This is a genomic window from Streptomyces azureus, from assembly GCF_001270025.1.
GTDB lineage: Bacteria > Actinomycetota > Actinomycetes > Streptomycetales > Streptomycetaceae > Streptomyces > Streptomyces azureus.
Window position 1 is genome coordinate 175 of record NZ_DF968486.1, and the last position, 15,591, is coordinate 15,765.

General features: G+C 71.9%; 12 protein-coding genes and 1 pseudogene. 4 read left to right on the top strand and 9 right to left on the bottom strand.

Going from position 1 to position 15,591, the window contains the following annotated elements:
• A pseudogene (locus AOQ53_RS37095) lies at positions 1–598 on the bottom strand (iron transporter); the annotation flags it as partial.
• Positions 599–829: 231 nt separating this feature from the next.
• Positions 830–2,248, bottom strand: a complete 1,419-nt coding sequence (locus AOQ53_RS37100; protein WP_059424181.1) for a diaminobutyrate--2-oxoglutarate transaminase family protein — start codon at positions 2,246–2,248, stop codon at positions 830–832.
• A 340-nt stretch (positions 2,249–2,588) separates the two neighbouring features.
• Between AOQ53_RS37100 and AOQ53_RS37105 the strand changes: the two genes are divergently transcribed.
• On the top strand, positions 2,589–3,812 hold the full coding sequence (locus AOQ53_RS37105) for a trypsin-like serine peptidase (protein WP_059424183.1): 1,224 nt from the start codon (positions 2,589–2,591) through the stop codon (positions 3,810–3,812).
• 211 nt (positions 3,813–4,023) lie between these two features.
• On the top strand, positions 4,024–5,226 hold the full coding sequence (locus AOQ53_RS37110; RefSeq protein ID WP_059424185.1) for a trypsin-like serine peptidase: 1,203 nt from the start codon (positions 4,024–4,026) through the stop codon (positions 5,224–5,226).
• A 90-nt stretch (positions 5,227–5,316) separates the two neighbouring features.
• On the opposite strand, the gene hflX is transcribed toward AOQ53_RS37110, so the two are convergent.
• The 6 genes from hflX to miaA form a co-directional block, all read right to left on the bottom strand.
• Positions 5,317–6,810, bottom strand: coding sequence for a GTPase HflX (hflX, locus tag AOQ53_RS37115; RefSeq protein WP_059424187.1), 1,494 nt, complete (start codon positions 6,808–6,810; stop codon positions 5,317–5,319).
• A 155-nt stretch (positions 6,811–6,965) separates the two neighbouring features.
• Entirely contained in the window at positions 6,966–8,492 is a 1,527-nt protein-coding gene (locus tag AOQ53_RS37120) for a M1 family metallopeptidase (RefSeq protein WP_059424189.1), read from the bottom strand.
• Between the two features lie 160 nt (positions 8,493–8,652).
• On the bottom strand, positions 8,653–10,848 hold the full coding sequence (locus AOQ53_RS37125; protein ID WP_059424191.1) for a RelA/SpoT family protein: 2,196 nt from the start codon (positions 10,846–10,848) through the stop codon (positions 8,653–8,655).
• Between the two features lie 296 nt (positions 10,849–11,144).
• Positions 11,145–12,017, bottom strand: coding sequence for a diaminopimelate epimerase (dapF, locus tag AOQ53_RS37130; RefSeq protein ID WP_059424193.1), 873 nt, complete (start codon positions 12,015–12,017; stop codon positions 11,145–11,147).
• A gap of 155 nt (positions 12,018–12,172) precedes the next feature.
• On the bottom strand, positions 12,173–12,700 hold the full coding sequence (locus tag AOQ53_RS37135) for a hypothetical protein (RefSeq protein WP_059424195.1): 528 nt from the start codon (positions 12,698–12,700) through the stop codon (positions 12,173–12,175).
• Between the two features lie 108 nt (positions 12,701–12,808).
• Positions 12,809–13,747, bottom strand: a complete 939-nt coding sequence (gene miaA / locus AOQ53_RS37140; protein WP_059424197.1) for a tRNA (adenosine(37)-N6)-dimethylallyltransferase MiaA — start codon at positions 13,745–13,747, stop codon at positions 12,809–12,811.
• A 182-nt stretch (positions 13,748–13,929) separates the two neighbouring features.
• On the opposite strand from miaA, the gene AOQ53_RS37145 reads away from it, so the two are divergent.
• Positions 13,930–14,205: a hypothetical protein gene (locus AOQ53_RS37145; RefSeq protein WP_059424199.1), complete on the top strand. Its 276-nt coding sequence runs from the start codon at positions 13,930–13,932 to the stop codon at positions 14,203–14,205.
• Between the two features lie 26 nt (positions 14,206–14,231).
• Positions 14,232–14,579, top strand: coding sequence for an antitoxin (locus AOQ53_RS37150; RefSeq protein WP_059424201.1), 348 nt, complete (start codon positions 14,232–14,234; stop codon positions 14,577–14,579).
• A 155-nt stretch (positions 14,580–14,734) separates the two neighbouring features.
• Here the strand turns inward: AOQ53_RS37150 and AOQ53_RS37155 are convergent, their stop codons facing one another.
• Entirely contained in the window at positions 14,735–15,463 is a 729-nt protein-coding gene (locus AOQ53_RS37155) for a class III extradiol dioxygenase subunit B-like domain-containing protein (RefSeq protein ID WP_059424203.1), read from the bottom strand.
• Between the last annotated feature and the right edge of the window lie 128 nt (positions 15,464–15,591).

Sequence of the window (15,591 nt, forward strand, 5' to 3'; positions counted from 1 at the left end):
CCTCGCGGCTCTTCGGAGCCGGGTGCAGGGGGTGTCCGAGGACGAGTGACTGCTCCGCGGCCAGGAAGAGGTCGGGGCCGTCGACCGGGTGTTCACGGCGGTCGCTGAGGAAGGAGGTGACGCGGCGGAGAGAGTCGGCAACACCCGCGACGAGCCCGACGCCGTCGCCGTTACCGCCGTGGTTGCCGTGGCCGCGGCCGTTCCCGTCCGCGGGCGTCTCCCTGGAGAGCAGAGCGGCGACCGTGACGGCGTCGGCCGGTGGGGCATGGTCGGGAGCGTCGGCCAGACGCGGGAGACCGAAGCGGTGCCAGCCCGTCGGGGACCAGTAGCGGACGGGGGCGAGCAGGCCCGTGCCGCTGGTGGGAAGGGAGATGCGGAGGATGCCGTCGGCGGGAGCGGTCTGGTTGGTCTCGCGCACCCAGCAGCGAAGCAGCGTCTCCACGGCTGCTGCCTGGGCGACGGTGTGCGGGTCGGGATGCTCCAAGAGGTCGGCGCTGACTCCACCGGCCCTCACCTCGCCGCCCCGCAGCTCACCGGCCCTCACCTCGCTTCCCCGCACCTCGGCGAGCTGTGCCGCCCCGGGCCTCTGACACGGCATCGCAGGGACCACCGGGTTCACCGACGCCCCCGAGGCCCGGACGTCAGCAGAGCCCCGTCCCGGTGTCGTGGCGTGGTCGTCGGGCTCGGAGATGGTGTTCAAGACGGGTACCTCGTCGGGTGGTTCCGGGACGTCCGATCGGGACTTGCAAGCCGGGGGTCCCACACAGGCCCGCGGCGTGAAAACTCGCGGTGGGGAGGCTCATGGCATGAGCTCTCACGGCGTCAAGGCTCACGGTGTGAACGGCGCTGCTGCCGCGCCCCCATGGCACCGAGCCACCGCCCGGACGGCGTCGGCCAGGCGGTCCTGCACGGCGGCCGCCTGTTCGTCGGTGATCGTCAGGGACGGCAGCAGCCGGACGACGCTGGCGTGACGGCCGCCGAGTCCGACGATGAGGCCGCGCCTCAGGCACTCCCGCTGGACGGCGGCCGCCAGTTCGGGGGCGGCGGGGAGAGGCGTCCCCGCCGCCTCAGCCACCCGCCGGGTTCTCCCGGTCTCCCCCTCCGGATCCACGAACTCCATCCCGATCATCAGCCCCCGTCCCCGCACATCCCCCACGCACGGAAACTCCGCGACCAGCCCCCGGAGTCGACTCAGCATGCGCGCCCCGAGAGTCGCCGCGCGCCCGGCGAGGTGGTTCTCCCGGACGTGGGTGAGGGTCGCCGTGCCGGCGGCCATGGCGAGTTGGTTGCCGCGGAAGGTGCCGGCGGAGGCGCCGGATTCCGGGACGTCTAGGTCGTCGCGGTAGACCACGACGGCCAGCGGGAGGCTGCCTCCGATGGCCTTGGAGAGGACCATCACGTCGGGGGTCACTCCGCTGTGCTCCACGGCCCAGAAGGCGCCGGTCCACCCGACGCCCGTCTGGGTCTCGTCGGCGATCAAGGGGACGGACCGGTCGGCCGTGAGCTGCCGCATGCGCCGCAGCCAGGTGTCCGGTGCGGGGATCACCCCGCCTTCGCCCTGGACGGGCTCGACGATCATCCCGGCGGGGAGAGGAGCGCCCGGCCCGGAGTCGTCGAGGACGGACTCGGTCCAGCGGGCGGCGAGGTCGGCCCCGCGCTCGCCCCCGACGCCGAAGGGGCAGCGGTAGTCCTGCGGGTAGGGCAGGCGGGTGACCGGTACGTCGTGGGCACCGGCGGACCCGTCGAGTGCCCCGGCCGTCCTTCCGTGGGAGGCGCCGGTGAACGCGATGAGGCCGGTCCGGCCGCTCGCCGCGCGCACCAGCTCGCAAGCGGTCTCCACGGCGTCGCTGCCGGCCGGTCCGCAGAACCGCACGCGAGCCCGGTCGGCGAGCCCCGGGGGCAGGGTGCGGAACAGCTCGGTGATGAAGGCGTCCTTGACGGGTGTGGCCAGGTCGAGGACGTTCAGGGGCGCGCCGGAGTCGAGGACCCTGCGGATGGCTTCCAGGACGACCGGGTGGTTGTGCCCGAGGGCGAGCGTGCCGGCGCCGGAGAGGCAGTCCAGGTAGCGGCGGCCGTCCGCGCCCTCGATGGTCAGTCCCCGGGCCCGCACCGGCACGATCGGCAGGGCGCGGGCGTAGGTGCGGGCGGCGGACTCGCGCGCGGACTGGCGGCGCAGCATCCCCTCGTACGCGGCGCGCGCTCCCGGTGCCGTGTCGTCGACGGCACTTGGGAGGGCACTCACCGGCATACGCCCCACAGCGGCCTCCTCGGACGCACATCCCCCATGGGTGGATTCCGCCACGACTTCCCTGACCTCCCACTGGGCACGGGCACAGAGGAGCGCACCCAGACAGCGGGCCCCCCACCGCTACCAACCCCGGTCCGCTCACCGGGTTACGGGTTGCCTCAAGATCCTTTCCGTGACGGAACTGTTGCGGTTCCGTCGGGCCACCCCCACAGCCACCGCATAGTGTGTGGTGCCGTTCCCGGACGCCGTGAGGTCGGCCCGAACTCCCCATGAGCTGGCGGAAACCAGGGCCGAAGCGCCGGTTCGTCCATGTTCGTTCCATATCAGGGGGAGTCACATCATGCGATCCATACGGCCGTCGTCCATCGCCAGCCGAGGGGGGAGGGCGCGCCGCAGGAACTCCCCCGTGCTGGCCGCCGTCGCCCTCGCCTCGGCGCTCGCGTTGACCGCCACCGCCTGCGAGCCGGGCGACGCCGCGGCGGGCGGCGAGGCCTCCCCGTCGGCCGGCACCTCCGACGACGGCAAGCTGAGGATCCCGGACGACATCAGGGACCGGCTCCGCGAGCACGGGATCGACATCGACAAGTGGAAGAACGGCGCCTGGAAGAACTGGAACCGGGACGACTGGCTGCGCGAGGCCAACGAGTACATCAACCCGATCATCGAGGGGCTCTGGGACCCGGACCGCATGCGGGAGGCCGAGGAGCCCGACCAGGGCGTGGACGACAGCGACCTCGCCGGTGACCAGGGCGTGACCGATCCCACGCCCGAGCCGGTCCGGGCGCAGGCCGTGCCGCCGTCGTACCACGCCAACGCGCCCACGGCCGGGAAGGTGTTCTTCGACTCCCCCAAGGGCTCCGCCGTCTGCTCGGCGACGGTCGTCAAGGACCCGGCCCACCCGGGCAAGTCCAACCTCGTGTGGACGGCGGGCCACTGCGTGCACGCGGGCAAGAAGGGCGGCTGGTACCGCAACATCGCGTTCGTGCCGTCGTACAACGACGACGGCAAGCCGGTCGCGGAACTGGAGAACGCCACCAGGGAGGACGTCGCTCCCTACGGCGTCTGGTGGGGAGACTGGGCGCAGACCTCGGACCAGTGGATCGAGCAGGGCGGCTCGACCGGCGGGGACGGCGCACCCTACGACTTCGCGGTCATCCATGTGACGCCGGAGAAGGGCAGCGGCGGCAAGTCGCTGGAGGAGACGGTCGGTTCGGCACTGCCGGTGGACTTCAAGGCTCCCGCCGTACCGAAGGTGAAGAGCGTCACGGCGATCGGCTACCCGGCCGCGCCGCCGTACGACGGGCAGAAGCTGTACCGGTGCCAGGACCAGCCGGGCCGGCTGTCGGTCACCGCGTCGGACCCGACGATGTACCGCATCGGCTGCACGATGACCGGCGGTTCGTCCGGCGGCGGCTGGGTCGCGCCGGGTCCGGACGGCAAGCCGGCGCTGGTGTCCAACACCTCGATCGGCCCGGTGACGTCGGGCTGGCTGGCCGGTCCGCGCCTGGGCGAGGTGGCGAAGGGCGTGTACGACTCGGTCAGCGAGAAGTTCGCGGGCCGGTGACGGCCCGCTGAACACCGTCGGCGGTGGGGTGGTGACCCGTGCCCGTACCCGTGCCCACCTGGCTCAATGGCCCGTGGGCTCACGGAAACCTTCGCTGCCCCACCCCGGTACGCCCCCAACTCCACGGGCTTAGTGGGATGTCGCGCCGGGGGCTCCGGCGCCAGGCATGACATGCGCACGCAGCACACGCACCAACGGGGGTCTTCGCACCATGCGTTCCACACGTACGCCCACGGCACCGAAGCGCGGGCGGCGCACCCTTCTCACCGCCACCGGGCTCGTCGCCGCCCTGGCGCTCACCACGACCGCCTGTGAGGGTTCGGCCGACTCGGCGAGCGACAAGCCCGACGCCACCACCTCGCAGGCCGCGGACGGCGGGGGCAAGGTCAAGATCCCGGCCGACCTCGCCGACAAGCTCGAGGACCACGGGATCGACGTCGACCAGTGGAAGGGCGGCGGCTGGAAGGACTGGGACAAGGACAAGTGGCTCAGTGAGGCCGAGGACTTCGTCAACCCGGTCATCGAGGGCCTCTGGAAGCCGGAGCGGATGCAGTCCGCGAAGGAGGCCGACAAGACGGTCACGACGAGGGACGCGTCGGCCGGCCAGGGCGTCAGCGATCCGGATCCGGCGCCCGTCCAGGCGCAGGCCGAGAAGACGCCGTACCACCGGAACGCCGCCCCGGTAGGCAAGGTCTTCTTCGACTCCCCCGACGGCCCGGCCGTCTGCTCCGGCACGGTGATCAAGGACGTCAACCACCCGGGCAAGTCCAACCTGGTGTGGACGGCGGGCCACTGCGTGCACGCCGGCGGCAACGGCGGCTGGTACCGCAACCTCGTGTTCGTCCCGGCCTACAACGACCTCGGCAAGTCCGAGACGGAGCTGAGCAACGCGAACCCGACGGAGGCCGCGCCGTACGGCAACTGGTGGGCGGACTGGGCCTCGACCTCGAACCAGTGGATCAGGGGCGGCTCGGAGACCGGCGGTGACGGCGCCGCGTACGACTATGCCGTGCTGCACGTGAAGCCCGAGCAGGGTGCCAAGTCCCTGGAGGAGACGGTGGGCGCCGCGCTGGACGTGGACTTCTCGGCGCCGTCCGCGGCCGAGGCCGCCAAGATGGGCGCCTGGGGCTACCCGGCGGCGCCGCCCTACAACGGCCTGAAGATGTTCAAGTGCGTCGACGTCCCGGGCCGGTTCTCGCTCAGCCCGAGCCTGCCGACGATGTACCGCATCGGCTGCACCATGACCGGCGGTTCGTCCGGGGGCGGCTGGTTCCGGGTGCTGAACGGCAAGTCCGTGCTCGTGTCCAACACCTCGATCGGCCCGGCCGACAACAGCTGGCTGGCCGGCCCGCAGCTGGGCCGCGATGCCGAGGCGCTCTACCAGAACATGAGCAAGACGTACGGCGGTCGGTGACCGGGACATGCTGAAGGCCCGCTCCCTGCGGACAAGGAGCGGGCCTTCTCGCGTCGCGCTCAGGTCGACGACGCGCTCACGCCGAAGCCGTCAGAGCGCCGGCGCCGGGACGTACGGCGCGAGCTCCGCCGCCAGTTCCTCGTGCACCCGCGCCTTGAGCAGGGTGCCCTCCGGGGTGTGCTCCTCGGAGAGGACCTCGCCCTCGTCGTGGGCACGGGCGACCAGCTTGCCGTGCGTGTACGGCAGGAGCGCCTCGATCTCGACCGACGGGCGCGGCAGCTCGTTGTCGATGAGCGCGAGCAGCTCGTCGATGCCCTGGCCGGTGCGGGCCGAGACGGCCATGGACCGCTTCTCGACACGCAGCAGCCGCTGAAGCGTCAGCGGGTCGGCCGCGTCGGCCTTGTTGATCACGACGATCTCGGGTACGTCGGTGGCACCGACGTCCCTGATCACCTCGCGCACGGCGGCCAGCTGCTCCTCCGGGTTCGGGTGCGAACCGTCCACCACGTGCAGGATCAGGTCGGACTCGCCGACCTCCTCCATCGTGGAGCGGAACGCTTCGACCAGGTGGTGGGGCAGGTGGCGGACAAAGCCGACCGTGTCGGCCAGCGTGTACAGCCGGCCGCTCGGGGTCTTGGCCCGGCGCACGGTCGGGTCGAGGGTCGCGAACAGGGCGTTCTCGACCAGCACGCCCGCGCCCGTGAGGCGGTTGAGCAGCGAGGACTTGCCGGCGTTGGTGTAACCCGCGATGGCGACCGAGGGCACCTTGTGGCGCTTGCGCTCCTGGCGCTTGATCTCGCGGCCGGTCTTCATGTCCGCGATCTCCCGGCGCATCTTCGCCATCTTCTCGCGGATCCGCCGCCGGTCCGTCTCGATCTTGGTCTCACCGGGACCACGGGTGGCGAGGCCGCCGCCCTTGCCGCCGCCCATCTGCCGGGACAGCGACTGACCCCAGCCGCGCAGCCTCGGCAGCATGTACTGCATCTGCGCGAGCGCGACCTGCGCCTTGCCCTCTCGGGACTTGGCGTGCTGGGCGAAGATGTCCAGGATCAGGGCGGTCCGGTCGATGACCTTGACCTTGACGACGTCCTCGAGGTGAATCAGCTGGCCCGGGCTGAGCTCACCGTCGCAGATGACGGTGTCCGCGCCCGATTCGAGGACGATGTCGCGCAGCTCCTCGGCCTTGCCGGAGCCGATGTAGGTGGCCGCGTCGGGCTTGTCGCGGCGCTGGATCACACCGTCGAGCACCAGCGCGCCGGCCGTTTCCGCGAGGGCGGCGAGCTCCGCGAGGGAGTTGTCCGCGTCCTGCGCGGTTCCCGAGGTCCAGACGCCGACGAGTACGACCCGCTCCAGGCGGAGCTGGCGGTACTCGACCTCGGTGACGTCTTCGAGCTCGGTGGAGAGGCCCGCCACACGGCGCAGAGCCGCGCGCTCGGAGCGGTCGAGCTGGTCGCCGTCCCACTCTCCGTCGATCTCGTGGCTCCAGGCGACGTCCTCTTCCATCAGGGCATCGGCCCGAAGACCCTCGGGGTGGCTGTGCGCGAAGCGCTTGGTGTCCTGGGAAGGGGAAGAAGAGGAGGTCATTGGATCCTTACATAGCTGGGAAACCGTTTACGGCGACAGAGCGCTGCGAGCTTTCCGTCACCGGCATAACGCGCGAGCGTTCCGGGAGATTCCCGGCGCTCCGTGCCGCGCCGACCTGAAGATAGTCGCACGGCACGGGGCGTCTCGTCACCGTGTTATCGAGCAGCTGCCCCAACAGGTGCGGCCGCCTCCCCAGGCGCAGTCGGTTTCGCCGACGCGGCCGGCTTCCAGTCCGGGTGCCCCGGCATCGGCGGGGTCTTCTCCCCGTACAGCCAGCCCCGGAAGAAGCCGTCCAGGTCGCGCCCGGAGATCTCGGCGGCGAGCCGGACGAAGTCCTCCGTCGTGGCGGTGCGGTCCTTGTACCGGCCGACCCAGGCGCGCTCCAGGCGCTCGAAGGCCGGGCGACCGATCTCCTGGCGCAGGGCGTACAGGACGAGCGCGGCGCCGTCGTAGACGTTGGGCCGGAAGATGCCGGTCTTGCGGCCGGGCTCGGGGGCCTTCGGGGCTGCGGGTGGTCCGCCGGCCGCGCGCCAGCGGTCGGAGGCGCCGTACGCGGCCTTCATACGGTCCCGCATGGGCTTGCCGGCCTGCTCCTCGGCGTACAGCGCCTCGTACCAGGTGGCGTGTCCCTCGTTGAGCCACAGGTCGGACCAGGTGCGGGGGCCGACGCTGTCGCCGAACCACTGGTGGGCCACCTCGTGGATCATGATCGACTCGACGTACCACGCGGGGTAGGCGGACTCGGTGAACAGCTCCCGCTCGAAGAGGGAGAGCGTCTGGGTCTCCAGTTCGAAGCCGGTGGAGGCGTCGGCCATGAGCAGGCCGTACGTCTCGAAGGGGTAGCGGCCGACCTTGTTCTCCATCCAGGCGATCTGCTCCGGGGTCTTCTCCAGCCAGGGTTCGAGCGCCTTGCGGTGCTTGGTCGGGACGACGTCCCGTACGGGCAGTCCGTGCGGGCCGGTGCGGTGCAGCACCGTGGAGCGGCCGATGGAGACCTGGGCGAGCTCGGTGGCCATGGGGTGCTGGGTGCGGTACGTCCACGTGGTCGACCCGGCGGACTTGTCCACCCCGGCGGACAGGCCGTTGGCGACGGCCGTGTGACCGTCGGGTGCGGTGACCCGGATGGTGAACATCGCCTTGTCGGAGGGGTGGTCGTTGCACGGGAACACCAGGTGCGCGGCGTCGGCCTGGTTGGCCATGGCGAGGCCGTCCGCGGTGCGCACCCAGCCGCCCTCTCGGCCTTTGGCGGGCATGGGGTCACTGGTGTGCCGCACGGTGATCCGCATCCAGTTACCTCCCGACACGGAGTCCTCGGGCGTGATCACCAGGTCCTCGCCGGCGGTGCTGAAGGTGGCGGGCTCGCCGTCGACCTCGACCGAGTGGACCGTGCCGTGGGCGAAGTCCAGGTTGACGCGGTCCAGGTCGGCGGTGGTCCAGGCGTCGATGGTGGTGACGGCCCGCAGCGGCTCGCTGTTGGTGCCGGGATAGTTGAAGGAGAGGTCGTACGACGCGACGTCGTAGCCGGGGTTGCCCAGGTACGGGAAGAGGCGGTCGCCGACGCCGAGCGGGACGACGGGGGCACTCGCCGCGACGAGGCAGACGGAGACGGCCGAGGAGAGCAGCGCCGCGGACGTCCGCCGGCGACAGGAGCGGGTACGGGTGCGGTGGGGGGTGAGGCGCATGCCCCACGGCTATCAGCGCGCGCGTGTGCGACGGGGACGACGCGCGTCCGCCCCACCCGAACCGGGGACCGGGGCCTGCGCCGGGTGCCCCCCCTGTCCGGTGGCCGGCGTCCGGGCGGGCTCGGCCGAGCCGTATCCGGTGGCCGGCACCTGTGCGGGCTCAGCCGCCCTGCGTCTGCGGCTGGGCCCGGGTGACGTCGTAGACCCCGGCAACGTTGCGCATCGCGCGCATGAGGGCGGGCAGGTGGGCCGCGTCCGGGAGCTGCACGGTGTAGGTGTGACGGACCTGCTGCTGGGTCGGGGGTTCGACGGTCGCGGAGACGATCTCGGCGCCTTCGAGGGCCATGGCCTCCGTGAGGTCCGCGAGCAGATGGGGACGGACGAACGATTCGGCAACCAGCGTGACCCGGCACTCGGTGGCATCCCCCCAGCGCACGCCGACCTCCGTGCGCCCCCCGTCCTTCATACGGGCCACCGCGGCGCACTCGGCGCGGTGCACCGTGACGGCGCCCCCGCGTACGGCGAAGCCGGTGATCTCGTCGGGCCGTACGGGTGTACAGCAGCCGGCAAGCCGGGCGGTCGCGCCGGGCCGGTCGGTGAGGACGTTGCCACCGGCGGGGCGGACGGCCGCCTGCTCGGGAGCCTGTCCGTCCGGGTCGGATGCCTCGGCGGTCGCGGGCCGGCGGGCCGCCGCGCGTTCCTCGGCCCGCCGGTCGTCCTGGACGTCGGCCCGCTGGGCCTCGGCCTGCGCGGGATGGGCCGCCAGCCAGCGCTGGATGGCGATCCGGGCCGCGGGCGTGTGCGCGTGCTCCAGCCACTCCCGGGAGGGCTCGGACGCCGGGTCCTGGCCCATGAGGAGCTGGACCGTGTCGCCGTCCTTCAGGACGGTGCTCAGCGTCGCGAGACGGCCGTTGACACGTGCGCCGATGCAGGCGTGCGCGTCCTCGCCGTACTGCGCGTACGCGGCGTCCACGCAGGTCGCCCCTTCGGGCAGGCCGAGTGTGCCGCCGTCGGGCCGGAAGACGGTGATTTCGCGGTCCTGGGCGAGGTCCTCGCGCAGCGTCGACCAGAAGTGGTCCGGGTCGGGCGCCGCCTCCTGCCAGTCGAGGAGCCGGGAGAGCCAGCCGGGGCGGGTGGGGTCGACGCGCTCGCCGTCGGCCGGGTCGTCAGGGGCCGGCGCGTACGGGTTGCCGAGCGCGACGACTCCGGCCTCGGCGACCTTGTGCATCTGGTGCGTGCGGATGAGGACTTCGACGACCTGGCCGTCCTCGCGGGCGACGGCGGTGTGCAGTGACTGGTACAGGTTGAACTTCGGTACGGCGATGAAGTCCTTGAACTCCGAGACCACCGGCGTCATGCAGGTGTGGAGTTCGCCCAGGACGCCGTAACAGTCGGCGTCCTCGTTCACCAGCACCAGCAGGCGGCCGAAGTCGGAACCGCGGAGCCGGCCGCGCTTGCGGGAGACGCGGTGCACGGAGACGAAGTGGCGGGGCCGGATGAGGACTTCGGCCGGGATGTCCGCCTCGCGCAGCACGGTGCGTACCTCGTCGGCGACCTCGGCGAGCGGGTCGTCCGCGCGGGCGGCGTTGCGGACGATCAACTCCCTTGTGTGCTCGTACTCCTCGGGGCGCAGGATCGCGAAGACGAGGTCTTCCAGTTCGGTCTTGAGCGCCTGGACGCCGAGCCGTTCGGCGAGCGGGATCAGCACGTCGTGTGTCACCTTGGCGATGCGCTCCTGTTTCTCGGGGCGCATGACGCCGAGGGTGCGCATGTTGTGCAGCCGGTCGGCGAGTTTGATCGACATGACGCGGACGTCGCTGCCGGTGGCGACCAGCATCTTGCGGAAGGTCTCGGGCTCGGCGGCGGCGCCGTAGTCGACCTTCTCCAGTTTGGTGACGCCGTCGACGAGGTAGCGGACCTCCTCGCCGAACTGCTCACCGACCTGGGCGAGCGTCACATCCGTGTCCTCGACGGTGTCGTGGAGCAGGGAGGCGGTCAACGTCGTGGTCTCGGCGCCGAGTTCGGCGAGGATCAGGGTCACGGCGAGCGGGTGCGTGATGTACGGCTCGCCGCTCTTGCGCATCTGGCCGCGGTGCGAGGACTCAGCCAGGACATAGGCGCGGCGCAGGGGTTCGAGGTCCGCGTCGGGGTGGTGGGCGCGGTGCGCGTCGACGACGTGGCTGATGGCGTCGGGCAGCCGGTCGCGGGCGGCGGGGCCGAGCAACGCGGCACGGCCGAGGCGGCGCAGGTCGATCCGGGGGCGGGCCTTTCTGCGGGGGGCTGTCGGCGTCACCGGTCCTGACACCGCGCCCGGCAACGGGCCTGGGGTCACGGAATTCGTGGCCTCCGCACTCATGGGCACCTCCGGCTGCGTGGACCGGCGGACGGGGCGCCCCAGGGCGGACACGGCTCAGGGGCGGCTTCGTCCCCCGTCCGGGCCGGTGCTTGATGCTACCGAGCCCACCATGCCCGGCTGACCGCCTCTCGCCGAGCGTGAAACTGATCACCCATTCGAGGGATGAATGTGAGGTTTGTACCCTCGCGCTTCGTGACCATGACTGCTCTGTTCCCGCCAAGTGGCCGGATCCGTACGGCGGTTTCGGGTCGAGGGGCCGACAGCGCGCGGCCCTTTCAGGACGGTCGGCGCCTGTCTCACGCGCGCGTGGCGGTGTCCAGCCAGTCCGCGTCGATCTCGCCCTCGGCCACGATCACCGCAGGGCCCGTCATCTCGATCTCGCCGTCGGGCCGCTCGGTGATCACCAGGGTGCCGCCGGGTACGTCCACGGTGTACGTCGCCGGGGTACCGGTGGCCGTGGGGTCGGCGCCGTCGCGGCGGGCGGTGGCCACGGCGACCGCGCACGCGCCCGTGCCGCACGAGCGGGTCTCGCCGGCGCCGCGCTCGTGCACGCGCAGCGCGACGTGCCCGGGGCCGCGGTCGACCACGAACTCGACGTTCACGCCGTCCGGATAGGCGGCGGCCGGGCTGAAGGGCGGCGGGGAGAGCAGGTCACCGGCGTGGGACAGGTCGTCCACGAAGGCGACCGCGTGCGGGTTGCCCATGTTGACGTTCCGCGCGGGCCAGCTGCGCTCACCGACGCTGACCGTGACGTCGTCCTCGGGCAGCAGCGCCTTGCCCATGCCCACGGTGACGTCGCCGTCCTTGGCGATGTGCACGGTCTTCACGCCCCCGCGCGTGGCGACCGCGAGGTCTCCTTCGGTGACGTGTCCGGCGCGCTGGAGGTAGCGCGCGAACACCCGCACGCCGTTGCCGCACATCTCCGCGATCGAGCCGTCGCCGTTGCGGTAGTCCATGAACCACTCCGCCTCGGCCGCCATGCCCTTCGCCTCGGGATGCGCCGCGGATCGCACCACGTGCAGCAGTCCGTCACCGCCGATGCCCGCGCGGCGGTCGCAGAGGGCTGCGACGGCGGCCGGGGGCAGTCCGATGGCGTTCTCGGGGTCCGGGACGATCACGAAGTCGTTCTCGGTGCCGTGACCCTTGAGGAAGGGGATCCGCGTGCTCATTCCCCGATCGTACGGGGCGCTCCGTGGGTCTGGCCGAAGGAGGGTTCGAGGTGGTGAGGCCGTGGGTCCGTGCGGGACCATCGTGGCTGGTCGCGCCCACGCGGCGGAGCCGCACATCGATACAGTCCCGCGCCTCTTGAAGGGGCGGACAGCCCCTAGCGGAGCCTTGCTACGCGCCAGACCGCCAGTACGACCACCACTGCCACCGTCACCGCGTACGCGAGGACGACCCGCCAGTCGGGTCTGCGGCCCGATCCCTTGGCCGGCAGGCCCGGCCAGGTGTAGCCCACGCGGCGGGCGGCCATCATGCCCCAGCCGGCCGCGCACGAGCAGATCAGCAGCCCGAGCATGGCGATCACGGCTCCGCTGTCGCCGAAGTCGAAGGCGAGCGGGAAGGCGAACATCAGGGAGCCGAGCGCGGCCAGGCTCACGATGGGCGCGAGCTGCCAGATGCGCAGCCGGCGCTGCGGGCGCAGCTCGACCTCGACCTCGCCCGCGAACATCTCCTCGGGCTCGGGGCCGTCGTCCGTCACACCCTGCGTCTCGGGCCCGTCGGAGCTGAGACGGTCCGACTCCTGCTCCGGTCCGTCCCCGAACTCCGGCTCGTCCCGGCGCTCCGGTACATCCCGGTCGGCGGTGATGTGATCGGTGCCTTGTGCGGTGTCGCGAGGGCCGGCCTCCATCGCCACGCGCCCTCCCAACTAGGACTCAACTCGGTCGATCGAAGCTCGATGATGGCACGCCGCCGCAGGCCCGGATGACGGCCTGGGCGTCCCGATGCCATGACGTGATCAGGCTGTAACCGGTCGTTCGACCAAAGACAGCGCGAGCTGCGGAAGTTCTGTGAGATCGGCCGCAGCCCCACTCAACCAGTGCACCCGGGGATCGCGCCTGAACCATGAATCCTGACGGCGCGCGAAGCGCTTGGTGGCACGTACGGTCTCGGCCCGCGCGTCCTCCAGGGTGCACTCCCCGGCGAGCGCCGCGAGCACCTGCTGGTAGCCGAGCGCACGCGAGGCGGTACGCCCCTCGCGCAACCCCCGCGCCTCCAGTGCGCGCACCTCGTCCACGAGGCCGGCCTCCCACATCCGGTCGACCCGGCGCGCGATGCGCTCGTCCAACTCGGGCCGGGCCACGTCGACGCCGATCTGGATCGTGTCGTAGACGGAGTCGTGGCCGGGGAGATTGGCGGTGAAGGGCCTGCCGGTGATCTCGATCACCTCCAGGGCCCGGACGACCCGGCGGCCATTGCTCGGCAGGATCGCCCGCGCCGCCTGGGGGTCGGCGGCGGCCAGACGGGCGTGCAGCGCGCCGGAGCCGCGCAGCGTCAGCTCCTCCTCCAGGCGGGCGCGGACCTCAGGGTCGGTGCCGGGGAACTCCAGGTTGTCGACGGCCCCGCGCACATACAGTCCGGAGCCGCCGACCAGGATCGGCCAGCGGCCCTCGGCCAGCAGGGCCTCGATCCGCTCACGAGCCAGGCGCTGGTACTCGGCGACGGACGCCGTGACGGTCACGTCCCAGATGTCCAGGAGGTGATGGGGGACGCCGCCGCGCTCCTCGGGCGTCAGCTTGGCGGTGCCGATGTCCATCCCTCGGTAGAGCTGCATGGAGTCGACGTTGACGACCTCACCGCCGAGACGCTGGGCCAGAAAGACGCCCAGATCGGACTTTCCGGCCGCAGTTGGTCCGACGACGGCGATGACGCGGGGGGCGGGGGGTGCACTGCTCACCGACCCAGTCTCGCAAACCTCGAACCCCGCTCTCGAACGAGTTACGTGACGCTACGGCCCCGGGGTCGTTGCCCGTTGCGAGGTTCCTGCCGCCGGATCGCAGAGGCGGTGGCCCGGGTCGCGCAAACGGACGCACCGGGCGACGCGGGATTTCGCCCGCACGAGTAACGTATGGAGTGGATATGGGCGTTTTTGCACGACTTCTCCGGCGGTCCAAGGCCACGGAGGAGGCGCCTGCCGAGGGTCAGGCCGACAAGGCGACGGCCGGGACCGAGGCGGAGGAAACGGCAGGGGCAGAGGCGGCGAAGGGGGCTGATGGGGCAACGGAAGCGGCCGAGCCGGCGGCTGAAGCGGCTGTAGCGGCCGAGGTCACCGAGACCGAGGGCGTCGACATCCCGAAGCAGCAGTCCACCGACAAGGCGGCCGACAACGAGGCCGGTGAGGGCGCCCGCACGTGACCGCCCCGCGCGACGGAAGGTGAACCATGGGTCTCCTGGACAATGTGAAAGCCAAGCTGGGCCCGGCCAAGGGCAAGGTCTCGGACCTCGCGCAACGGCACGAGGACAAGATCCAGCACGGCCTCGACAAGGCCGCGCAGGTCGTCGACAAGAGGACCAAGGGCAAGTACAGCGACAGGATCCAGTCGGGCACGGGCAAGGCCAAGGGCGCCATGGACCGACTCGCGCACAAGGGCGACAGCGGACCGGCCGCGGGCGGCACGACACCGCCGCCGGACACGGGCGGCACCATGCCGCCGGACACGGGACGTACGGCACCGCCACGGGACGCCGGAGGCACCCCGCCGCCGGACGCACCACCGCCCACTTCCTGAGCACACATCGACGCAGAAGGTACTGAACACACATCGGCACACCGAAGGGCACATCGGCGGACGGCCGCGGAGCACGAGGGCTCCCGGCCGTCCGCCGTTTCCCGTGCCCACAGCCGTTTCCCGTGCCCGCCGCCGGGGCCGCCCTGCCGCCGGGTCTACGACCAGGTGGCCACGATGTATCCCACCCCGTACGGCGCGTCCTCGTACAGCAGTGATCCACCGAGGTCCGCGCCCTCGGCCGCGCCCGCCAGGACCTGCCAGGGAGCCCGGCCGGAGGCCTTCAGTTCACGCGCCAGCCCTGTGTCCAGCGTCGTGAGCGCGGCCATGTCCGCCGTGCCGAGTGCGCGTGCGACGTCCGCGTCGAAGGGCGCCGCCCGTTCGTCCAGATACCCCGGGGCCTTGAGCGTCCGGCACGCACTGGCGTCACCCATCACCAACAGCGCGACCCGTTCCGACCGTGTGGCGAGGTCCCGCCCGATCCGGGCACACCGCTCGGGCGCGAGCCGGTCCCCCACGCCGAGCCCCTCGACCGGGGCGTCGGACCACCCCGTCCGTTCCAGCAGCCAGGCGGCCACCGCCAGCGAGTACGGCAGCCGCTGTTCGACGGGCGGGCCCTCACAGCCCTGTCCCAGCCGTACGTCGAGATCGACGCCGAAGCCCCGGAACGAGCCCCGCGTGCCCTCCGGATACGTCTCGGGATACGTCTCGGGCCCGGCGCTCTCCACCGGTCCGACGACCACGAGCCGACCGGGCCGGGCGGCGGCGAGCACGCCCAGCGCGTCCGTGCAGGCGGCCCGCGCGGCGTCCAGCTCCGGAGCGGCGCCCGCGGCGACGTCGGACACCAGCAGGGGCGGGCAGGGGCAGACAGCGGCGGCGACAAGCATGATCGGCAGGGTAACCCGCGAGCCCTTCGGAACAAGTCACGGCCGGAGCCGACCGCAGCCGGCCCCAGCCGCGGTCAGATCCGACCGCGGCCGCAGTCAGGTCCGGACGCGGCCGCAGTCAGGTCCGG